Raw genomic sequence first — 23814 nt, forward strand, 5'->3', positions numbered from 1 at the left:
TCAGTTCTCCACCGGTAAGGACAGCTCTCGGGCAATGGCAATCCGCAGCAGATCGTTGCTTCCCGCGTAGATCGACGACGCGAGCGCTCCGGGCAGGTCCACAGCAAAACCTGAATCGGCTATAACCGAACGGGCACCGAATAATTGGCCGGCGAGGGTCTCGAATTCCAGCAAGTCCTGCGCACAAGAGATCTTCACCATCGCTGCCTCGGTGGTGAGCGCACTGGCTCTGGTTCCGGCGTCGAGTCTTGCCGCAATGTTGGTTACCAAGGCTCGCACGCGATGAGCCAACACCGCCATGTCTGCAATGCGCGCCGCGGTGAGCGGACTGGCTCCCATCGGACGGTCGAAGTGCCGTCGTGTGGTCACCCACGCAGTGGCACGGTCGAGGACGTTATGCATAACTCCGATGGCGTAGCTCATCAACAGCGCGCGCTCCCATGTCGTGGTGACAGATAGGAATGCGAGCCCAGCTCCCTCGGCGGTTACCGTCTCATCCGCACGAACGACCACATCGGTGAAGTCGAGTGCTCCCATCGGCACCGCAGGTAGTGCTCGCTTAGCGAAAGGCTCGCTTCGGACGATGCCGGCGGTATCGGTGGGAATCAGGAACGCGGTGAGCGCGAAAGGGTGCCGGCCTGGACTAGTTCGTGCAAATACGAGGGCTAGGTCAGCAACTGGTGCTGCCGTGACGTAGGCCTTACGGCCTCTGAGTACATACGTATCGTTGGTATGGGGCTCCGCACTGGTGCCCATCGACAATGGGTCACTGCCCCCTGTTTCTTCGGTCAGGGCATGGCACAGCATAATCGAACCGTCCAGGATTCCGGCGCGTTGGTCGTCAGTAAGCGCGCGGAGGTTGCTGAGCGGCCATTGAATGCCGAACAGCTGCGATGTCAACGCGTAGCACAGGCCCGGTTCAATTCCCCCGCGGCCGAGCCCTTCGATGACGGCGACGGCGGCGATGATGGATCCTTGGGGGCGCTCAGTTTGCAAGGAGTCACGCATCATCGCAGCGACGGGGGGGAGCGCAACCAGTCGGCGCCAGGCTGCCCGAATGGGCAGCTCGGCGATCTCCGGTGCGAGTTTTGCAGCGAGAGTGGCGGTCTCGCGGGTAAGCGCCGAATGGTCCACGTCAACTGCTGTTCCCCGGGTCATCGTGTGCTCTCCGTCAGTTCACGAGTCAGCGCCGCATGCAGACTCGCAGGAGTCCGGAAGTTTCGTGCCACGGCAAGGCTTTGCGGCAGTTCGCCACCGACCAGCCGCTCCAGTTCCGCAACGATCTTCACCACGGTCAGCGAGTCCAGGAGCCCGGTGAGCAACAGTTCGGTATCAGCGCCCACAACTGTCGGCTCCGCTCCCGGTGACCTCACGGCCTGGGCAATTACGGTGCACACTGCGTCGAGGCTCGGAGCGGAGGGGCTGTCGATGTTAGAGCTCATGCGATGGTGTCCTCTCGTTGGGTGTCGATGTCGTTAGCGAGGGACCGGACCTGGTGTAGGTCGATCTTCCCTCGGGAATTCCGTGGAATCGATGTCATTAGGGTGATTCGATCGGGCAAATGCGGCACGGGTAGCGATCGGTGCAGGGCGGTCCGTACATCGGACAGCACGGTTACCTCTCCGTCACTGGTTGGTTCAACAAACAGCACCACTTGGTTATCGGGTCCAGTGGGAACAGTGACACAAGCGCGCACCCCGTTCACCTCGCCGACCAGGGTGTCGATTCCCGCCAAATCGATTCGATAGCCACGTCTCTTGATCTGGGCGTCCCGTCGGCCGTGCAGGTAGAACCGCCCGTCAGCGCCCCGCGAGGCGATATCGCCCGTACGATAGGAGCGGCGAGTTACCCTGTCCGGGAACATAATAGAGGTGGTTGGGTCATGCAGAATCCCATCGATCAGATACCCCCGAAGTAGCGACGGTCCAGCGACAACCAGTTCCCCTTTTCCGTCAGTGGGCGTGAGGTCGTCGTCAACAAGGCAAACGTCCAGACCAGCGCAGGGAAGCCCGATCGACAGTCGATGATCCGGAGTCCAATTCGCAGCAATCAACTCGATAGTGCACACGTTTGTCTCGGTGGGACCGTAGAGGTTGAGCAGTCGTGCGGTGCCGAACAGTGTCAACAGTTCGGCGAGGGATCGCTCGGGGTACGGCTCTCCGGCAAAAGCGATGGTGCGCAACGCTGGTAGCGCCGTATGACCCGCATCGGCCTGCACGCCGCTGGGGCTGGCTATTGCATCGGTGATTGACCGCAACAGCGTGGGGACCGCATATATCGTGGTGATCCGCTCGTCCCCGAGCCATTCCACGAGATCCTGAGGAAATGATTTGAGAAAGTCGGGGACTAGGACGTGAGCAGCACCAGCGGCGGCTACCGAGAAAATATCGAACGTGCTCAGATCGAATGTCAGTGCGGACTGCGCGGCAACTCGATCGACCGAGGTGAGTCCGAAAGCCTCCACGGCGGCTGCTGCGAAATTGGCGACTGCGGCGGTCGACAGCAACACCCCCTTGGGGACGCCTGTGCTCCCGGAGGTGAAAAGTAGATATCCATCCTCGGCATCGGGGGCTGGGGCGTCCGGGTCGACGGCCAACAGGAGTGAACCAACCTTGACCGCGGGCCAGTCGACACCCACATCCCGCAGGGACGGGAGATGGGCAGCATCAGTGACGATGCAGGCGAGGGCCGCGCCAGACACTAGGGTCGCGGTCCGCGTGGCCGGATCTCGAACGTCAAGTGGTGCGACGACCGCCTCGACTCGGACTGCGGCGTGAACTACCACGATGGCGTCGATCGATCGCGGCAAGTAGACGCCGACACGGCACCCACGCTCAACTCCACCAGTGGTGAGGGCACCAGCTACGTCGCTGACGCGCCGGAGTAATTCGGCATAGTTGAGGGAGTTGCCGTCGGCGACGATGGCCGCCCTGGTCGGTGCCGTGCGCGCCGATCTACTGAGGAAGTCCGCTAGCCGGGGCGCGGTCATCGGCTCACGACTGCGGCCGCAGTATCAGCTTCCAGTAGCCGGCGGACCGCGCCCTTGTCGATCTTGCCGAGTGGGGTGAGCGGCATGGTGTCGACGCGCACCACGCGATCCGGGCTCTTGTACGCCGCCAGCCCAGCTTCGGCGAGGAACACAGAGAGTTCGCGACGGGTTGGCGCAGCCCTGCCGTCGGTGACCACGACTGCCACGGTGCGTTCGCCCAGCGTGTTATCGGGTAGTCCGATCACAGCGACGGTCTCTATCGTCGGGTGCGCGATTAGGTGGCCTTCGACCTCGGCCGGGGCGATCTTTTCCCCGCCGCGGTTGATTTGTTCCTTGATGCGACCGACAACCGTGAGGTGACCCGAATCGCTTTGTCGGACAAGGTCCCCGGTCCGATAGAATCCGTCTGGGGTAAACGCGGTGTCATTGAGTTCCGCCGCACCCCAATAGCCTCGCAGGGTGTACGGCCCGCGAGTGGTCAATTCACCGGCCTCACCGTTGGGAACTTCGCGGCCGTTCTCGTCGACGACCCGGACCTCGTCGGCCGGTGACACTGGGACTCCCTGTGCGCTGCAGAGGATATCGACGTCATCATCGAGATGGTTGGCACAGAAAAGCCCCTCAGACATTCCGAGGATCTGCTGGAGTTTGCAGTCGAAGTTCGCAACGATCTCTCTGGCCGTGTGATCGGACAAACGCGCAGAACCAATTTCGAGGATCTCCAACGATGACAAGTCGCGGTTAGTGAAGCTCTTTTCGGCAAGCCAGGCAGGCGCCAACTGTGGATTGATCGCCGTCATGGTGACCCGTTCACGTTCGATCAGCTCGAAACAGTGCGCGGGATCAGGCGATTGGGATAACACGACCGTCCCGCCTGCGTAGAAAGTGCCGAGGATGCCTGGGCAGTTCCAGGTGAAGTTGAATGCGATGGGCAGTACGGCGAGGTAGATGCTCGACGGGTCCAGTCGAGACCTCTCGCCGGCGGCTCGCGAGTTGTACAGATAGTCGTCATGCGTGCGCGCGATCAGCTTGGGCATCCCGGTCGTACCCCCCGACAACAGCAGTAGAGCGACATCGGACGAGGACACCGAACCTGTCACCAGGTGACCTGTCAGGCCTCCGGTCTCATCGCCGTGGGTGACACTGGCAAAAGAGAAAAATCGGGAATCCCCCCTGTATTCGCCGAGATCGCCAACCACCAGAACGGCTCGAATCGACGGGTAGGAATCCGCAACCCCGGCGGCGAGCGCACGGTGGTCGAATCCGCCGATCAGATCGGTGGTTACGTAGGCGACGGCCTCGGTCATTCGTGCTAGATGTGCGATCTCCGCACGCCGATGTCCGGGCTGAGCATGCACCGGGATTGCGCCGAGTCGCTGAAGCGCAAACCAAACGGTGACGAACTCTCCGCAATTGGGCAGCTGAATGATGACACGGTCACCTTGTTCAATGCCGAGTTCGCGCAACCCGCCCGCGAGCGCACTGGCCTGGCGGTTCAGTTGCGCATAGCTTGTGCGGTTGACGCCGTCGACGATGGCGGTTGTGTCTCCGAAGTTATGCGCTCGTTCACGTAAGAAATCGCTGAAAGTCGTTCCTTGCCAATATCCCTCGGCCCGATATCGCTCAGCGAAATCTTCGGGCCATTTGGCCGCTGCCTCGTTCACTCGATTGCCCCTCCGTCGCATGTTTGTGGTCGACGAACACGAAAGCTATTGACCTCGTAGCCGTTGACATGACCGTCCGGTTCGCTCTACGTTGACTGAGCTTAGGCTTTGCTAACCAAGAGTCAAGACCTTCCCTGTGGGTGATCGGCGACGAGTTGCATGACAACCGCCGCGCCCACCCCCGCCTACGAGGAGCGATGAGTGTGAGCGTGCCGACTCTGACCGAGCTACGCGAGACTGCTGCGGCAATGCTCGATTTGCCTGTGGCCGAAGTTGGGCTCGAGGACAACCTGATCGAGTGTGGTTTGCAGTCGATTCAGATGATCAACTTGGCAGCCGAGTTGCGACGTAATGGCATCGAAGTGGTCTTCGCCGACTTCGCACTCGACCCCACTATCAAGGCGTGGCACGACCTACTGCAGTCGCGGGTTCGCATCACCGACGACACCTCGTCCCGCCCCGACGACTCCGCGACCCCGGACGTCGAAAGCTCCCCCACAGCCGACGATCACGAGCGATTCAAGTTGGCGACTATGCAACACGCCTACTGGATCGGGCGCCGCGATGACCAAAAGCTCGGCGGGGTCGCAGCTCACCTCTACGCCGAGTTCGACGGCCCGGGCGCAGGGTCAGAGTCGGTCGACCCGGATCGCATGCGTACGGCAGTTGCTGCTCTCGTGGAGCGTCATGTGATGCTTCGTTCGGTGTTCGATGACGACGGATACCAACGGGTGCCGACGCACGCAGAGTCCGAGATCTTCACCGTCGTCGACCTTCGCAAGAAAAATGCGGACACAGTTGCCCTGGAACTCGAGTGCCTGCGCGAGAAAAAGACTCACCAGCGAATGCCCGCAGATGTGGGAAAGGTCGCGGACTTCACGCTGACGTTGTTGCCGGACGGGAAGCATCGGCTACATGTCGATATTGACATGCTCGCTGCGGATGCTCTGAGCTATCGCATCCTGATGGCCGACCTTGCCGAGATCTACCGTGGCAACAAGGAATATCTACCACCCATCGACTACTCGTATCGGCGCTACCTAGCAGACAAACCTGCGCTCACCGGTGCGGTACGTGAGCGGGACCGACAGTGGTGGAGTGAACATCTCGACGAGTTGCCCGACCCCCCGACACTCCCCATCGTGCCAGAACACGAACGTGAAAATCCGCATCACACCATCCGCTGCAATCACTGGATCGACGCGGCAGCGAAACAGACGCTGATCGAACGATCACATCGGTACGGGGTTACTCCGGCAGTCGTCTTGGCAGCGGTTTTCGCACACATCGTCAGCGGATGGTCCCGTGATCGAGAGTTTCTACTCAATGTTCCGCTGTTCGACCGCGAACCTACTCACTCCGATGTCGAACTACTCAGCGGTGACTTCTCAAGTTCCATCATGCTCGCAGTGGATGGATCACATCAGAACTTCTTGGAACTGATCCGCGATCTCCAACGTCGGTTGCACACATACGCGTCGCATTCGGCATATCCAGGGCTTGATGTGTTGCGGGATCTGGGGCGCCACCGCGGGGGTCAACTACTCGCCCCGGTCGTCTACACAAGTGGTCTCGATCTCGGAGAGTTGTTCCGCCCCAGCGTGACCGAGGAGTTTGGCCGGCCGACATGGATTGTGTCTCAAGGACCGCAGGTCGTCCTCGATGCACAGGTCGTCGAACTCGACGGCGGCCTGCTGACCAATTGGGACGTTCGAGAACAGGCATTCCCTCCGGGCGTTATGGACGCGATGTTCACCCGTCATCGTGACGTGATTGACCGCCTGGTCGGCGATAACGCCGATTGGAACTTCACGCTCAATGAACCGACACCGCCGGAACAGATAGCCGTCAGAGAGCACACGAATACCGGCCCAGATGACCGGGCGCAGGGCGATCTGGTTATCCACGAGGGATTCTTCCGCAATGTGGACCTGAACCCCGACGCGATCGCAATTGTCGACGAACACGACGTCTCCCACTCTTATGCCGAGGTCGCCGAACAGGCCTTGACCATCAGCTCCGGACTCCGTGAGCGTGGTATCGGCACCGGCGACGTTGTGGCCATCCGACTACCCAAGGGAGCCGATCAGATCGTGGCAGTGCTCGCGATCCTCGCGACAGGGGCTGCCTACCTCCCCATCGGCCACGATCAACCTCCGGCTCGAATCCGTCGGATGTACGACATCGCTGGCGCCGCACTCGAGATTGCTGGGTCCGCCCTGGACGGCGCTGACGTTCCAGTCCGCATGAGCATTGACGAGCTCGAACAGCTCGGCCGGAGCCAGACCCCGGTCACACCAGTTTTCCCCGATCCGGATGCGCTTGCGTACGTGATGTTCACCTCGGGATCAACCGGCGACCCGAAGGGCGTCGAGCTTCCCCACGCGGCGGTGTCCAACACCCTCGCCGCCATGAACCGTATGTTCGATCTCAATGCGACTGACCGTTCAATCGCGCTGTCCGCCCTAGAGTTTGATCTATCGGTACAGGAAACGCTTGGGCTATTCGCGGTCGGGGGATCCACCGTAGCCGTCACTGAAGAGGTTCGCCGCGACGGCCACGCCGCCGCGGAATTGATCGGCCGACACCAAGTCACGCAGTTGTATTGCGTGCCTGCTGTGCTCGATGTCGTTCTGGCCGGCGGAACTCAGCTACCAGGCTGGTCGAAATCGGTTCGAGTGGTCATCCTCGGCGGTGACTGGGTCCGCCCAGAGTTGCTTCGCCGAATGCATGAGGCAGCGCCGCAAGCGCGGCTCGCCGGTCTCGGTGGCGCGACCGAGACAGCGATTCACCACACCGTATGTGAAGTCGACGGCGCAAACATCGATCCCCGATGGCATTCGATTCCGTTCGGAAAGCCCTTTGCCGGGGTTGCGGCGCGGATTGTCAACGATCGAGGGCAGGATTGCCCCGACTGGGTCAGTGGCGAGCTGTGGATTGGCGGCGCGGGCCTTGCTGCTGGGTACCGCGGCGATGACGAGCGCACCGCCGAACGATTCGTCGAATACGGCGGCCTTCGTTGGTACCGCACCGGCGACACGGCTCGATACTGGCCGGACGGCACAATCGAGTTTCTCGGACGTCGCGACGATCAGGTGAAGGTTCGCGGTTTCCGCATCGAACTCGGTGAGATCGAGGCCGCGTTGCGGTCCCTCCCCACAATCGACAACGCTGTCGCCACCGTAATCGCGGGACGACTTGCCGCAACCGTCACCCCTGTCGCACTGCAGGATGCCACTGTTCCGGACCGGATTCTCGCCAGCCTCGCCGACCGACTGCCCACTTACATGATCCCGACGACTCTCGAAGTGGTTGACGAGTTCCCCCGTACTTCGAACGGCAAGATCGATCGTGCAGCAATCGCACGTCAAGTCCACCAGCGACTCTCGAACAACGACTACGTTGCACCTGAGACCGCGCTCGAAAAAGCCATGGCTTCGCTGTTCGGAGACGTCGTCGGAGGCGACCGTGTCGGTGCCTGCGATGAGTTCTTCGATATCGGCGGGGACTCCGTTCTCGCCACCTCTCTTGTCGCACGGCTCCGAGATGTTCTGCAGTTCGAATCGATCACGGTCTCCGACATCTTCAAGGCGAGAACTCCGCGTGCACTCGCAACCCACTTGGAAGCGACATCCTCTGATGCCGAACACATCCGCGCGGTCGCCGAAGTGTTCGTAGAAGTGCTCGAAATGTCCGAGGAGGAACTCGAGCAACTCGATCGAGACTCCGTGTCGACCAACAACGACTCGCAGGTGGCAGCAGAATGACACTCCCTGACAACGGATCCGGCAGTTCAGCCACGACGATCGATGTGTCCGATCCCACCGGCTGGTCCGCCGCCGACTACGCCACGGTCAACGGCAATCAGGTTCGGTCAGCTCTCGCAGCAATCGCTCTGGCCGAGCAGGACAAGCTGACACAGAACGGGCAATTCGACGCGAGTGGGCTCGCGTTCGCCGACATCGGCTGCGGGGCCGGCGAGATTGCCTACGAAATGGCCGGCCGCGGATACGCTGTTTATGCCTGCGACTACTCGAGATCGATGGTCGAGGAAACAGCCCGACGATGCGCCGCCGCCGGTGTCGAAGTGGTCCAGGCGGATGCGAACGAACTAATTCTCTCTCCCCGCACCTTCGACGTGATTCATTCCTCTTGGGTGTTGCACTGGGTCAGGGAGATCGACCTGCTCCTGGACACACTTGTCGGGGCACTGCGACCAGGCGGTCACGTGGTGCTGCAGTGGAACGCAGGTCATGCCGCGGACCAACCTGATGGGCAGTTCGGGATTTTGCGCGAAGTGGCGGAGCGGCCGCGGTGGCGCGAGCAGTTGGTTCAGGTCCCCTTCACGATGCGTCGGCACCCTTCGGACCACATCGTGGCTCGGTTACAAGCCGCGGGCTTGGAAATCGTAGACCGGGTGGACGATCTCGCGCATCCACCAGTGTCGGATGCGCCCAAAATGACATTGATCGATGTCCGTGAACGCGTCAAGCGAACTGGCATGGGTCAGCAAATCACGGCGCTCGGGGCCGACATCGACGATTTCCTCGACGAGGCGATCGCCCTGATGGTTGAGCGCGGCGATACATCTCTTCGAGACAGCCGGATAATCGCGCGCCGTCCGAATGGACCCGATTGTGGCCTTTGATGAATCGCGGCGGGCCGCCCTTAATCGCGCACTGGCACAACGGGGTCTGACTGATCGCAGACCCGAGCACAACGCTGCACTGGCTGAGTTGCCGGTCGGCGACGACGGCGTCGGAGTTGCGCCGTTATCGCCCGAACAACAGCGGATGCACTTTGCGCAATGCCTGGATCCGACGTCCGCGGCCTACAATGTGCCCTTCGTTCTCATCCTCCATGGTGACGTGAACGCCGACCACCTCGCTGACGCCGTGGGTGATGTGGTCGCGCGCCACGATGTACTCCGTACTACCTACACCGCTGATGCAGATGGTGTTGTCCGACAGCATGTTATGCCCACGTTGGAGGCGCGGGTTGGGCATCGTGGCGTCCACGCAGATTCGTTCGGAGAACGAGCATTCGTAGACGATGTCGCGCACGCCCAGATGGTCAGCCCCTTCAATCTGCAAACTGACGCTCCGCTGCGTGCGGTCGTCGTCTCGGGATCGACTCTCACTGCACTGGTCATCGTCATCCACCACATTGCGTTCGACGCCGGATCGCATGCGCAGTTTTTCGGTGATCTGGGGTGCGCCTACCGGATCCGATCCGGTAGCGGCGACCAGTTCCCGCCTGCGCTGGCGCCGTATTGGGAGTACGCCCTCGCCTCGAATCGGCCGGGCCAGAGCACCGCAACTCTCGAATACTGGCGCGGCCTGCTACCTCGAATCGCCGACCGTAGCGTCATTCCGTGGGCCGACCGCACTGGCGAAGCGCACGACGATAGCAATGATGATTCTGGCACCCTCGAACTACGCGCGTTGCCTACTGGGCTCAGTCAGGCACTCGAGAGCATCGTCTCTGCACGGTCCTGCCCGCCGCTGGTTTTGCTCTGGGTGGCCGCCGCGCTCGCATTGCGCCACTTCGGCTCCGGAGACCAGTTCGCGCTTGGGATGCCCGTTTCCACCCGACCAGGATCGCGGTTCAAGGACACGATCGGGGTGTTTGTCAACACTATTCCTCTGCCGACGAATCTGAGCACGGACCGCACTCTCGGTGACCTGATCACAGAACTGACCGAGCAATACCGGGACCACATCGCCCACTCGGATGCCGATATCGACGTCCTTGTGCGCGATATCGCCGGTCCCCGTTCGCATCCGCTGCTCGAAGTGATGGTCAACACGACCACCCCGGTTGCGATCGACCTGGGTATTGCCGGCGTGCGCGCGGAATCCGCTCCGCCACTGCACATGTCAGCGCCGTTCCCTCTCACTTTCGGTATCTATCGTACGCAGGACGATCACCTCGGCGTGTCCTTGCTATTCCGCAACTCTGTCGTGGACAAAACCAGCGCGCGCCGAATTCTGGGAACCGTCATCGGTAACCTGGCTCAACTAGCCTTCCACTCTGACCTGCCGATCCACAGCGTTATCGCGTTCGATGAGGCGCCCACCGGCGAGAATGCTCCCACTGTGACCCCCACTCTGGTGACAGTCGATCTCGATGGAATCGACTCTGGTGTCGATCCGCTCGCAAAGGCTCTGGCAGCCGTCGCCGCCACGTTTTCGGGCGCAGACTCCCCCGAGCTGTTCGGCTCTCCGCTGGCCGGCGCCGACGACGCACGGCTGTGGTGCATGCTGCCCTCGGCGGTGGTGGGATCGGAAACCAGCGAGGTTCTCAGGCAGGGCCTGGTCTCTGGTGCCCCCTGGCAGGGGCCGACTTCGATCGCGGCACATGACTCAGCCCAGTACGGCGACGTCGCAATCGTCGACGTCGCCGAAGATTGGTTGGATGTTTTCGACCTCGCAAAGGAGACTGCCGCCCAGACCTCCGCGTCGCCCCGCACCGGTGGCGCTGAGATATCGGCGGATTCGCAGACAGCATTCCTAGGCGCCCTGCACGAACTCGTACTGGGTAGCCTCATGGACGCGGTTGCGGCCCACGCGACCGGTACGATCGAGAGTCCGCTGTGGTTCATACTCGACGAACCGGACCGGGACTGTCCGGATGATTGGATGGTCCTCGCGCCGATGAGGCGGCGCTCCCCCGTCCTCGTGTTTACCGACGGAAGCATCCCCAGCCTGCCGGCCCCGCGGAGTTACGGCTGGGTTCGTGATCTCAGCCCGCACACAGTCGGCATGCTCGATGATTGTGCTGAGCCCCACACGGAACTGCATGTATTCGTCGGAACATTCCCTCGCGACCCGTCCTCGCAGACGATCAGTCGGTGCGTGGTAAGCCGCTCCAACGACCGGTGGCGTATCGACTTCCAACTCACCGGTTCCCTGGCCCCGGTAGACCCCAACCTATGGGCAGAAGCGTTCGTGCGGCGCGCATCGACACTCCCGAATCACGCTCAGACGAAGCAGCCTGCACAAGAACCCCTTGTCGCCATTGGCCCCTTCGAACGGGAACAACTCACCGAGCGCTACGGCGCACTCGACGATGTCTGGCCGTTGACCCCACTCCAAGAGGGACTGGCTGTTCACCTGTTCACCGCGTCGTCTGGCGGCGCAGACGTCTATGCCACGCAGAATGTCATCGACATCGTCGGCGACCTTGATCCGGTTCGGCTGGAGGATGCGGCAAACAGGGCAATTGCGACGTATCCATCGGTACGTGCAGCTTTCGCCCAGCTAGGAACCGACCTGGTTCAGGCCATCGTGCGGGGCGCGTCCGTGCGCGTTGACGTGCACGAAATCGCAGGCGATGCCACTGCCGCAGACGAGGTGTTCGAAGAGCACCTCCGCCGCCCTTTCGACGCTGGTTCGCCGCCACTCATGCGCATTGCCGCCGTATGCATTGCACGGCCAACCCGGCAACTCTGGCGTGTCGCGTTCACTATTCATCACATCTTGCTCGACGGCTGGTCGGGCGGGCTGTTCCTACGCGCGATCTTGGACGCCTACACAGAACTGGACACCCACACCGATACAAGCGACGCCTCGCCGTCCGCACTGGGCCAGAGCGCCGTCGACCATGTCATACCCGCCGAACCGTTCCCCATGCGGGCATATCACGCATGGCTGGCGAAGCAGGACCGCGCGAGCGCCGCCGACACTTTTGCCGAGGCCTTGCGTGACGTACCGGGTCCGACAACCATTGCCCCCGGTTACGACACCCGCAACATTGACCCCCTCACCGCCACCGAGTTCGAGTACCGCCTTGATGCCACCGTCACATCCCAGGTTCACGAACAAGCCCGGCGGCGTTCCGCGTCGGTAAACACCCTGTTCGAGCTGGCGTGGGCAACCACACTCATGCGGGTTCTCGGCGCCGACGACGTGTGCTTCGGCACCGTGATTTCCGGACGCCCCTCCGACCTCGACGGAATCGACCGGGCTGTCGGCCTAGTGTTCAATACGGTGACCACGCGCCTGAGCGGAAGCGGATGGACCTCAATCGACGATGCATGTGCGCGCCTACACTCTGATAAGGCAGCGCAACTCCGGCGCCCGTACGTGAGCCTGACCGATCTGGTCGACCGTGGTGTGCCGCCGCAGCTCTTCGACACCCTCTTCGTGTACCAAAACCATCCCAAGATGGCCGCGAACGCCACATTTGGCCTACACGACCACCTGACCGTTGCCGACACCGCGCTGCGCGATGCCACCAACTTCCCGCTCACCATCGCGCTCGACGATCGAGACGGGACAATCACCGTCCGCGTCATGCATCACCACACCGCACTGTCAGCCGACCGTGCCCGCACGATCATCTCGGAATTCGATACCGTGCTTGTCGCTCTCGCGAGCGGCCACGTCGAAACCTTGGCCGACTTGACTGGTACAACTGCGCCGCTGCCGGACAGCGCGCACGGCACGAACCTGACGGGAGAGCAGCTGGACGCCACCGTGTGGGACCTGCTCGAACGTCGGGCCGTTCTCGCACGCGACGAGATCGCCGTCGTAGCAGAGAATCGCGCCGTCACCTTTTCCGAGCTACGCGAGATAGCGCTGACGATCGGCGCACTGCTCACCGCGAGAGGTGCCGGTCCGGAATCCCGGATCGGGATCTTGATGCGCCGAGACGAGCTGACGGTGGCCGCGCTGTTCGGAGTCTTCGCCGTTCACGCCGCCTACGTTCCGGTAGACGAGAAGCACCCACCGGAACGGATCGCCGACATCCTCGACGGAGCTCGCCCAGACATCGTCCTGGTTTCACCGGATCTCAATCACCTGCTGCCAGAAAGGTTCAAATCGATCACCGTCCCTATAGACCGGGCAACTGTGCGCGCCGCGAGGATCGCGCATGCGAACAACACGATGCCTGTACGCAGCCCCCGTGAGCGGCATTTCGCTTGGCTCGACCACACCGCGTATGTCATCTTCACCTCGGGCTCGACAGGCCGACCCAAAGGCGTCCAGGTGCCTTACCGGGGACTGACCAGCATGTACTACAACCACGAGCGTGAAATCTTCACTCCGGTCTTGGCCGCTCGGGACGCACACCGCGGGCCGCTAACCGTCGCGCACACCACCGCGTTGTCCTTCGACGCATCGTGGGAGCAGCTGTTCTGGCTGTTGCACGGGCAACAGGTACACATTATTGACGATGATCTACGACGCGACCCGCAGCGGCTCATGGAGTACTTCCGTAAGCATGACGTCGACGCGTGTGATCTGACACCGAGCTACGCAACCGTTCTCACCGAGCACGGACTATTCGATCGGAACGACGCTACGGGATGGCAGGGGTTGTCGTTTCTGTCTCTCGGCGGGGAAGGCGTCCCTGCAGCACTGTGGTCAACGATTCGCAGGACACCGGGACTGGCCTCGTACAACTTGTACGGTCCGACTGAATACACCATCAATGCAGTGGGCGCTGATCTCGATGAGTTTGCAGAGTCGTGCATCGGCCATCCGATCGCCAACACCACAGCCCTCGTCTTGAATTCATCGCTGCACCCGGTTGCGCCGGATGCGGCTGGAGAACTGTACCTGGCGGGCGCAGGGATGGTGCGCGGGTACTTCGATCGCCCAGACTTGTCCGCGGAACGATTCGTGGCGGATCCGTTTGGGCCGCCGGGTCGCCGAATGTACCGCACAGGAGATCTTGTGCGATGGAATCAGTCCGGCGGTTTGGACTACCTCGGCAGGACAGACGCCCAGGTCAAGATTCGTGGCAACCGAGTCGAGCCCGGTGAAATCGCCGATATGATTCGGCGGCACCCACAGGTTCGAGGTGCGGCGGTGATTGCGCGAAACTCTGCACAAGGCGCGATCCAGCTCGTCGGCTACACGATCGTCGACGACGCCGAGGTCGACACCGAGAGCATCCGCGCCTTTCTCGCAAACCGATTGCCTGCATACATGGTCCCCGAGGCGCTGGTCGTTGTTGAGAAACTACCGCTGACAGTAAACGGCAAACTCGATGTTGCGGCGCTGCCGGCACCGCAGTTTCAGAGCCGCCGGCGAGGTGGACCACCACAAGGTGAGGCCGAGGCTGCGGTAGCGGAGGTTTTCGCAGACCTACTCGAAGCGGACGCCGATTCCATCGGCCGTGACGACGACTTCTTCGCCCTGGGCGGGCATTCACTACTAGCCGTGCGACTGGCGGCTCGCGCCGCCACAGCCCTGGGAAGACAGATCGATCTTCGCAGGATCTACGGTGGCTCTACCGTCTCAGAGATCGCCAGCACCCGTAGTGCCGCGGTTGATCGAGTGCTCGTGGAGATCAACTCGGGGTCGACCACACATCCAACGGTGGTCTGCCTACATCCGGCGGGCGGATCCAGTTGGCCCTTCTTCGGATTGCGGCGACATCTGCCCCCGGCATGGAACATGGTGGCACTGCAGGATCCTGTATTGAGCGGTGGTCGACCCGTCACCACCGCAACTGGCTTGGTTGATCAATACACCGATGAACTCGTTGTGTACTGCGCCGCGCGAGATATTCGCGAGGTGACCCTACTCGGTTGGTCCTTCGGCGGCCAGCTCGCCTACTCGATGATCAACGCTCTCTGCAGCCGCGGCGTCAGCGTGTCGGGGTTGGTGCTGCTTGATACATACCTCCAATCGGAGATTGGGGTGCCAGCAGAAACCGACGAGGCCATTCTGGATGCCGCCGCCGAGTTCTTCGGCACAGCCGCAGACTCTGGTGGGCCACTCAGCACCGCCGACGGCACCTTGGCCCAGGCCGTGCGGGAGGCATATCTGCGGCACTCCCGAATGATGGAGGAGCCAGTTCCATTCACCGATCCTGTGCCGACTCAGTTGATCGTCGCCGACGATTCACCCGGGATCGCAGAAGATCTGCAACTCCAGAACCGCCACTGCTGGCAAAACCGTGTCGGTGACCATCTACACGTGCAGAACACACCGCTAGCACACAACCACATGACCACCCCTGAGGGCTGGGCTGTCATAGCTCCGCTGCTCCACGATTTCGTCCGTGACACTGCACGACGACCCTCCAATACAGAAGGACAACGATGAACCTCCAGCTTCGATCCCAGCGATTGCGGTCACGACGGTGGCTGCCTCTCACCGCAATCGCCATCTCGGCTGCCGTCTTTTCTGCCGCGTGCGGTTCGACGGCAGCAGATGACAAAACCGATACTCCGACGACCAACTCGTCTGTGACGGTCACACATGCGCGGGGGGAGGTGACCGTCCCCGCGACTCCATCCCGAGTAGTCGTGCTTGGGTCAGGAGACGCCCAAATGGCAAGCGCGCTAGGCGCAACGGTCGTTGCCGCAGTCGCGAATCCGTCCAGCGCGGACAAGAACTGGCCCGGGACCCAGCCGCCCCTGAATTCCGACGTTATGACACTCGACTCCGTCAAACCCAATGTGGAGACAATCGCTGCCGCTCGACCTGACATTATCCTCGCGACGACGGCTCAACAGTCGTACGTTGACCTGTACGACCAGCTCACGAACATTGCCCCGACGATCATTTATCCCACTGCCGCATTCGCAGACTCCGGTGAGGATCTATTGCGGCTCATCGGCAAGGTGCTCGGCAAAGAAGATCAAGCCAATACCCTAATCTCAGCGGCAAACAAGGAAGTAATTGACTTCGCTACGTCGAATCCCAGTCTGAAGAACTCGACCTATGCATTCGGCCAGTACGCTGGCGGAACCTTGTATTTGCTTGCGGCAAAAGAGAACCCATCTACTCGTTTCCTCACCTCGCTCGGTCTGCAGCTGAGTCCCGAAGTAGCTCAGCTGGCTGCCGGGGGCACCGCCAATGGCTTCGTCACTCTGACCCCTGAACTCTTCTCCAGCCTCGGCACCGCTGATCACATCTTGGTCAGCACTCCAGGTGATCCAGAGGGCACGCAATTCCGTGCGGTGCCGCTCGTTTCAGAACTCGGGGACAACCTCCACGTCATTTCCACAGATCTGGCAGGGGCACTGTTGACGGCCAACCCCTCATCTGTGAATTACCTGATCGATCAGCTACAGCCTGCGCTCGCTTAGCAAGACGTAGCCGGGAGTTCGAGAATCACAGCAAGGAGAGTATTGATGAGAACGCCCGGTTTCGATGAAGAATTCCACAAAAGGTTGGCGCTGCGGGGGATCCGGCGCGTATCTGCGCCGTCTTCTTCAGGGATGGTCGATGACCCCGGATTACCCTCCGAGGCATTGACCATCGCAGAACAACGCATGTGGACCGTCCATCAGATGAATCCGCAATCTACCGTGCACGCCATCGGGATCGTGTGGTGGTTCGATGACGCTATCGACCCGGAACGGCTCGCGAAGGCGGTCAGTGCAGCGGTGCGTGAATTCTCGGTACTGACTTCCACCATTGCAGTGACGGCAGATAACACACCCTGTTGGCAAGCCCAGGACGATATTCCGCCGATACGCGTGTGGAACGACTCTTCACCCGCTGTGGAACCGGGACATCGCGCCAGCGACTTGGCGTCAACACCATTCGACCTCACCACCGAAGTTCCGTGGCGAGCCGAAGTGATCCCCAGGGCAGGCGGCGCAGCAGCGGTGGCCTTCGTCGTGCACCATATTGCGGTCGATGATGACTCATGGGCCGCGCTACTGCGACGCATCACTGACTATTATCACGATCCAAGGACTCGACCCTCCCTCTCTACCAATGTCCGCAAGCACTACCGCCCCCGCACTGCCGTCACCGACCGAGCGGCAGCGGCAGCGGCCCGAGTGTGGGCCGATCCGCCACCACGAGTTTTTCCCCGAACGAGCGAGGGAAACCCGGAGGTTGGAGCGCGCGTGCAACGCGCTGTCGATCGATCGCTTGCCGCAAAGGTGGCAACAATTGCCAAACAGTCTGGGGCGTCGATGTTCTCGGCTCTAGTAGCAGCGTGCACAGTCGCAGTGCACGCTGCCACCGGCGCAACCGACCTTGCACTGGTTACACCGGTCGTGAGCCGGCCGGATGATGCCAAGGACCAGGTGGGGTACTTCGGCAATTTAGTACCGCTGCGCATTGCCTTCGCCCCATCCGTCCCCCTCGGATCCCTGCTCAGCGCAATCACTGCGACCTGCTACGACGCCCTCGAATTCCGGTCCGTCGATCTGGATCTTCTTCGTGCGGGACTGCGCGAACGCTCGATCGACTACCGTGCTCCCGAGATTTTGGTAGCGCTCCGTCACAATCCCGGTCGACTCGGGAATCTCAACGGCACGCCCGTGCGCGCGAATTCGGTATCCAATGGCACAAGTCAATTCGTGCTGGGGATCACGATCGAAACTGGTCCGAATTCTGATGACATGACTGTCGAACTCGATTATCGACTCACGCATCTCTCCCCACCCACAGCCAATGCCCTTGCCGATCTGGTCGTGGCAACACTGGGCGCGCTCGCTAATGCAGTTGATCGAAGTATTGACGATGTAGTCACCTCGTTCGCTGGTGGCCCACGTCCACCCTTCACGGACGGGGGTACTCAAGAAAGCCGCGAGGACACGGTGCCGGAAATCATTCGGCAACAGTGCATCAACCACCCAAATGGCACAGCCCTTGAAATTGGAGATATCACCGTCACGTACGGCCAGCTAGGCGACTATGTCCACCGACTCGCGCGGCGGCTACGCAGGACCGAAAGTCCGCACGCTCCGATCGCCCTATTATGCGAACCAGGCCTCGCCCAGATCGTCGGTCTACTCGCGACCTGGTCGGCTGGCATTACCTGCATACCGCTCGACCCTGCCTATCCCACAAAATGGATCGATCGCGTTCTACACACCGCCGGCGCACGAACGGTCTTAGTCGACCCGACAAACTGGGATCGCATCGACGCGTTGACCTGGTCCGGGCAACATATCGACCCCATGGATGCAGCGGTTGCCTCGAACGACGGAGAATCCGAGCACTGGTCCGTCATCCCGGATACGCACGCCTACATTGGCACAACGTCCGGCAGCACCGGCAGCCCCAAACTGATTGCGATCTCTCATCGCAACGTCGCAGCACGTGTGCGCTGGGGTGCCAAATACTGGCCGCTGCGCGCCGGCGAGACTCGACTAGCGAAGAGTTCGATCAACTTCGTCGATGGAATCACCGAAATCATAGACACTCTGACTGCTGGAGCCACCCTGCGTGTTCTCACCCGCAGCGACAGATCTGATCCTGCGGTCCTTGGCAAAGCAATCGACGAATCGGGAATCCAGCACCTGATGGCTGTCCCCACAGTATGGGAATCACTTGCTCACCAAAACCCGACAGCGCTTCGCGGGCTCACCCGAGCGGTGACGACCGGTTCCGCCCCAACGGCAGGACTTCTCACGGACCTGCAACGTCTAGTCCCTGGTTCGGTCCACAGTTCTTACGGCTGCGCTGAAGTCGTAGGTGACGTCATGGAGGGGCTCGTCGGACGGGGAGACCCGACGACGGCAATCGGCACTCTGCCCACCGATTGCACTGTCTATGTGCTCGACGCGCGGCTCCGACCGACCCACCCAGGTGTAACGGGAATGGTTTACATCGCAGGTCCCAGTGTGGCGCATGGTTACCTTGGGGACCCGGCAGCAACTGCCAGCGCTTTCGTGGCCGAGCCTTTCCGCGTTGGTTCCCGCATGTTTGCTACCGGTGACCGTGCCCGTCGCGCTGCCGACGGCACCGTGACCTACCTCGGCAGAAACGATAACCGCATCAAGATCAACGGAGTACGGATCGAAAGGGACGAAATCGAAAGCGCACTGTGCGCCGAGCACAGCGTGTCCGCGGCCGCGGTGGCCACGGACGCGACCCGCAACGGAACCAGCATTCTCGTCGGATACGTGAGCGGCGACAAAGACATGGACTGTACTGACATCGCCCGAGCGGCAACGCGAGCGCTTCCGCCAGGGGTGACCGTCGCACTCGTTCTTCAACTTCCGTCCTTGCCGACGCTTCCCAGTGGGAAAATCGACTACAACGCACTGCCTAAGGTCACGCCGCCAACTACGCCAGTCAAAGTTCCGAACCCGCTGGAGCAAGCCCTCACAGTGATTGTGGCCGAGGTGCTGAACATGGACACGGTGCACCCGTCCGACGACCTCTTCGCTCTCGGCAGTACGAGCTTGCAAACCGTCGACATTGCACGGCGCGCAAAGGATCTCGGTATATCCTGCACCGCAGCAGACTTGTTCGAGTACCGCACCGTAGCTGATCTCGTCACGCATTGCACCAACACCGAACGCCCCCAATCACACGTTGACGAGTCAGTGGCAAGTGACATTGCGCTCCCATTGCCCCCTATCTCTCGCTGGTGGTCAACAGCTAAGGCAAGTGAACCGCTGGTGGTCGTGCGCACTTCACCGCACCGTCCGGATACCATTCGCGCCATAGTTGCCGAACTTGCCGTTGACAACGAAGCGCTGCGCACGCGAATATTCCGATCGCGGCGAGGCACTATCCGCGCACGATTGACCACAGAACCGCTGGTCGCCGTGACAGATCACGGAAACGCTTCGAACCTCGCCGACTTGGCAAAAGCCGCTGTCACCCAAGATGGCCACCCAGGATGCTCAATCGCGGTGAACAACGACGGTTACATCGCTGTCGCTGCGCCACCTCAACTACTTGATCACGGCTCGATCGCACGGCTGATCGACGCACTCAACACCAATTCCCCGCAGACCGGAACACCTGGCCCACCCAGCCTGTCCGCCTGGCTAGCCGCACCGGAAATGGAAACCAATGGGATCGACCTGGATGTCCTGTTGATAGATCGTCCGCGGCACTTCGATAGCGGTGGCCCACATGAACACACCGCCCGAGACGGAATCGCCGGATTCCATAATGCGGACCGGGCCCGCTACGCATCAACACTTGCCCGAGCAGTCGAGCTGAAATTCGGGCGCACCGTCGCTGTGGATCTCGAATGGGCGCCAAGCGGCTCCGATGTTCCCCTGCTGGGCCCTCTCAGTGATCTCGTGCCCGCCGAGAATTCCGCCATCTCGCCTGCTGCGGCGTATGCCGGAATCCGGGCCGCCTGGAATGATCGAGCCGGTCGCCGAAAGGTCAACACGGCGCCTGTGGCAGATGTCTGCATTCTCTTTGGTTCTCGTTCGGCCGACGCGTATCCCCACCCGATAGTCGTTACCGTGGACGACGAGGTGACAGTGTCACTCACCGCCCACGCCCGAGAAAGCATTGAGCCCGCGAGGCTGCTGCAAGCCTGGCGTGGTGTACTCGCCTCGAGTACTGATTCAGACATGTCATCGAGGGCGAGTTGCGCATGAACATGCAACAGAACACGCCACTGGCCGATGCCCTGATCCAGGTCCTCGCCGACTCGGCGCTTAATTTCCACGCCGTTCCGTGGGGTGGGGTCTCCGCTACGGACAGCCCTGTCAGCCAACGGTATCGAGACCTGTTCGGTGACAGAATTTCCGACATCGACGTCTCCATGGCAGCACCCGCACTTGACTCGTTCTTTAGACCCCGCGGCCCGCTGCAATCTGCACAGGAACTCGCTGCCGAAGCATTCGGTGTCGATGCCACCCACTTCCTCACTGGGGGAACAACACTCGCCAACACCATCGCGGTTACGGCGACTGTCCCGGTCGCAGGCCGGGTAATGATAGACCACACGTCGCACCAGTCAGTGCATTTCGCGGCAGCGGCGAGTGGCGCCGTCGTAACCTCCATGCCGCCTGCACCCGGGAATCGTTGCCCGGACTACGGCGAGGTAGTCAACCTTCTACGACGAGCAGCAACCGCCGGGCAGCCCTTCGATGCTGTGGTTGTCACAACATCAACCTACGACGGACACCGCCTACGTTGTGACCAAGTACTTCCGTTGATCGCGGAAGCCTCCCCGACGACCGCCATCGTTCTCGACGACGCCTGGGCCGCCATTCACTGTTTCTCGCCGCAGACCCACTCGATAGCGCCGACCCGAGTTGCGGCCTCCCTCCGCGCACGCCCAGGGCCGGTGCTCATCGTTCACTCTGCGCACAAGACGATGAGGGCAATGCGGCAGGGCTCATACTTACATGTCATCGGCGACACCGATGTTCGTACCGCAGTGCAGCAGAGCATATTTCGTCACCATACGACGTCGCCGTCATGGCCAATCCTCGCTTCACTCGACCTCGCGCGGGCTGACGCCGCCTCAAGCGGTCCCGTCGCAGTTGACCGGTCACTCCAGGCCTCATCAACTCTGACAAGGAGCCTCAACGCCCGCCCGGACGACCTTAACCACTTCCGAGTGGTGCCCGCACCACTGCCAGCAGCCGAATATGTGACCGACCTGATGCGATTGCATATTCGAGTTCCGGAAGGACATACCCCTGTTTGGGTGCGAGATTCTCTCTGGCATGAGCATCGCATCCATGTACCTCGCGTGGCTGGTCGGCATCTCGTGGTGTCGATAACCATCGGAATTGACAACGTTGCCGCAGACAAACTGGCCACGGCGCTTACCCTACTGGAGAATTCCACCCCCATACTTCGACAGCCACCGCAATTTCCGAACATGATCGAGGTCTCTGCAAACGAAGGAGACTTGATCATCGCTTATCCACCAGGCCGGCCTGTTAGCTCGCACCTCGCAGCATGCGAAGCACTATCCAACGGTTCCGAACTTTTCACCGTACCCGCACGAGCGGGTTCAAGCAGGAATGTCGGCGAACAATGTCTTCCTCCACCAAATTCCGCGTTCCCGATCGAACCAAAGCAATCGAAGAACGCCATACTGCCACCAATGCAGGAGTCAACCAGTGAAGAAAAATCTTGACGACTCGAGATCACGGAACGACAGTACGGTCGATCTGATCGGAGTCGGATTCGGACCGTCCAACCTAGGACTGGCAATTGCGATTCGCGAGTACAACGAATCGCAAGAGTCCGACAACCGGATCACAGCGCGCTTCGTCGAGTCGAAACCAACTTTCGGCTGGCACCCCGGAATGTTGATTCCAGGTACGACCATGCAGATTTCGTTCCTGAAAGACCTCGCCACACAGCGTAATACTACAAGTCGATTTACATTTCTGAATTATCTAGCAGAACACGGCAGATTGAACCATTTCGTGAACTATCAAACATTCTTCCCCACTCGGATCGAATTTCATAAGTACCTCGAATGGGCGGCCAATCAAGTCGACGCCGACGTCGATTATGGAAGTCGCGCAGTTGAAATCCTATCCGCGGGTGATCACTTCGAGGTCCGGACCGTTGGCAGCTCAGAGCGCATGCTTAAAGCGCGCAACATCGTCATGGCAGGAGGTCTGACCGCCGCACTCCCCGACGGCGTGACACCGACTTCGCGACAGTTCCACAGTCACAACCTGCTCTTCGACCTGGCTGAACTGCCACCGATTCGACACAATTCTTTTATCGTCGTAGGCGCAGGGCAAAGCGCGGCCGAAGTCGTTCGCTATCTTCATGCGACATATCCCGAAGCTGAAGTCCATTCAGTTTTCGGCAAGTACGGATACAGCCCTTCCGATGACAGCCCGTATGCAAACCGGATATTCGATCCCGTCGCAGTCGACGACTTTTACTCGTCGGCACCGCACGTGCGCAAGCAACTGCTGAACTACCATCGCGGCACCAACTATTCCGCGGTCGACCTACCACTCATCGAAGAGTTGTATGCGATCGAATACGCTGAACGCGTACAGGGTCCACGCAGACTTTTCGTCCACGGAGCGTCTGCGATTGTCGACACGCACGAGGACTCCGTCGGCGTGAGCATCACATTGGAACACCGCCCTACAGGGCTCACAGAGACCATCCTCAACGATGCCGTCATCTACGCGACCGGATTCAAGCCGATGGATCTACCCTCAATTCTCGGACCACTTTGCGACAGGGACGATTTCCATTCGAATGGACCCACTGTTACGCGAGACTATCGTTTAGTCACCACGGTGAGCTGTGGCGGTGCCGTGTTCCTCCAAGGTGGTACTGAGCACTCACACGGGCTCACGTCATCGTTGCTGTCGAACATCGCAGTGAGGTCGGGCGAGATTTTACAAGCGGTCGTCTCACAGAGCGCCCCATCGTCCGCTCCCCATATATCTAGTCCGTAAAGTTCAACAGACCTGTGGAATGTGTTGGGTTTCAACGACGATGAAGCTTGCCCCTCTGTATGAACGCACGGAAGGGCTCAGTC

General features: G+C 60.9%; 11 protein-coding genes. 7 read left to right on the forward strand and 4 right to left on the reverse strand.

Translation table 11 applies throughout. The features are described from left to right. The 4 genes from DBV08_RS04030 to DBV08_RS04045 are packed head-to-tail and all read right to left on the reverse strand — an operon-like array spanning position 1 to position 4653. Entirely contained in the window at positions 1-1158 is a 1158-nt protein-coding gene (locus tag DBV08_RS04030) for an acyl-CoA dehydrogenase family protein (RefSeq protein ID WP_124566610.1), read from the reverse strand. Beyond that, positions 1155-1442 (reverse strand): phosphopantetheine-binding protein, encoded by a 288-nt coding sequence (locus tag DBV08_RS04035; protein WP_124566611.1) that lies wholly within the window; start codon positions 1440-1442, stop codon positions 1155-1157. Before DBV08_RS04035 ends, DBV08_RS04030 begins: the two co-directional genes overlap by 4 nt. Further along, positions 1439-2989 (reverse strand): AMP-binding protein, encoded by a 1551-nt coding sequence (locus DBV08_RS04040; RefSeq protein WP_124566612.1) that lies wholly within the window; start codon positions 2987-2989, stop codon positions 1439-1441. Before DBV08_RS04040 ends, DBV08_RS04035 begins: the two co-directional genes overlap by 4 nt. Beyond that, complete coding sequence (locus DBV08_RS04045) at positions 2986-4653, reverse strand: (2,3-dihydroxybenzoyl)adenylate synthase (protein WP_260395288.1); 1668 nt, start codon at positions 4651-4653, stop codon at positions 2986-2988. Before DBV08_RS04045 ends, DBV08_RS04040 begins: the two co-directional genes overlap by 4 nt. A 203-nt stretch (positions 4654-4856) precedes the next feature. Between DBV08_RS04045 and DBV08_RS04050 the strand changes: the two genes are divergently transcribed. The 7 genes from DBV08_RS04050 to DBV08_RS04080 all read left to right on the forward strand — a co-directional run bounded on the left by DBV08_RS04050 (position 4857) and on the right by DBV08_RS04080 (position 23731). Beyond that, positions 4857-8420: an amino acid adenylation domain-containing protein gene (locus tag DBV08_RS04050; RefSeq protein ID WP_260395289.1), complete on the forward strand. Its 3564-nt coding sequence runs from the start codon at positions 4857-4859 to the stop codon at positions 8418-8420. Further along, positions 8417-9301: a bifunctional 2-polyprenyl-6-hydroxyphenol methylase/3-demethylubiquinol 3-O-methyltransferase UbiG gene (locus DBV08_RS04055; protein ID WP_124566615.1), complete on the forward strand. Its 885-nt coding sequence runs from the start codon at positions 8417-8419 to the stop codon at positions 9299-9301. Before DBV08_RS04050 ends, DBV08_RS04055 begins: the two co-directional genes overlap by 4 nt. A 145-nt stretch (positions 9302-9446) precedes the next feature. Then, complete coding sequence (locus DBV08_RS04060) at positions 9447-15716, forward strand: non-ribosomal peptide synthetase (protein WP_260395294.1); 6270 nt, start codon at positions 9447-9449, stop codon at positions 15714-15716. Next, the gene (locus tag DBV08_RS04065) at positions 15713-16705 is read left to right on the forward strand and encodes an ABC transporter substrate-binding protein (protein WP_124566617.1); all 993 of its coding nucleotides are present in this window, start codon (positions 15713-15715) and stop codon (positions 16703-16705) included. Before DBV08_RS04060 ends, DBV08_RS04065 begins: the two co-directional genes overlap by 4 nt. Before the next feature lie 45 nt (positions 16706-16750). After that, the gene (locus DBV08_RS04070; protein WP_124566618.1) at positions 16751-20932 is read left to right on the forward strand and encodes an amino acid adenylation domain-containing protein; all 4182 of its coding nucleotides are present in this window, start codon (positions 16751-16753) and stop codon (positions 20930-20932) included. Then, positions 20929-22431, forward strand: a complete 1503-nt coding sequence (locus DBV08_RS04075) for a hypothetical protein (protein WP_124566619.1) — start codon at positions 20929-20931, stop codon at positions 22429-22431. The genes DBV08_RS04070 and DBV08_RS04075 overlap by 4 nt, the downstream gene beginning before the upstream one ends. Then, positions 22415-23731: a lysine N(6)-hydroxylase/L-ornithine N(5)-oxygenase family protein gene (locus tag DBV08_RS04080; RefSeq protein ID WP_260395290.1), complete on the forward strand. Its 1317-nt coding sequence runs from the start codon at positions 22415-22417 to the stop codon at positions 23729-23731. The genes DBV08_RS04075 and DBV08_RS04080 overlap by 17 nt, the downstream gene beginning before the upstream one ends. Positions 23732-23814 lie beyond the last annotated feature (83 nt).

The sequence above is a fragment of the Rhodococcus sp. KBW08 genome, assembly GCF_003852455.1.
Taxonomy (GTDB): domain Bacteria; phylum Actinomycetota; class Actinomycetes; order Mycobacteriales; family Mycobacteriaceae; genus Rhodococcus_F; species Rhodococcus_F baikonurensis.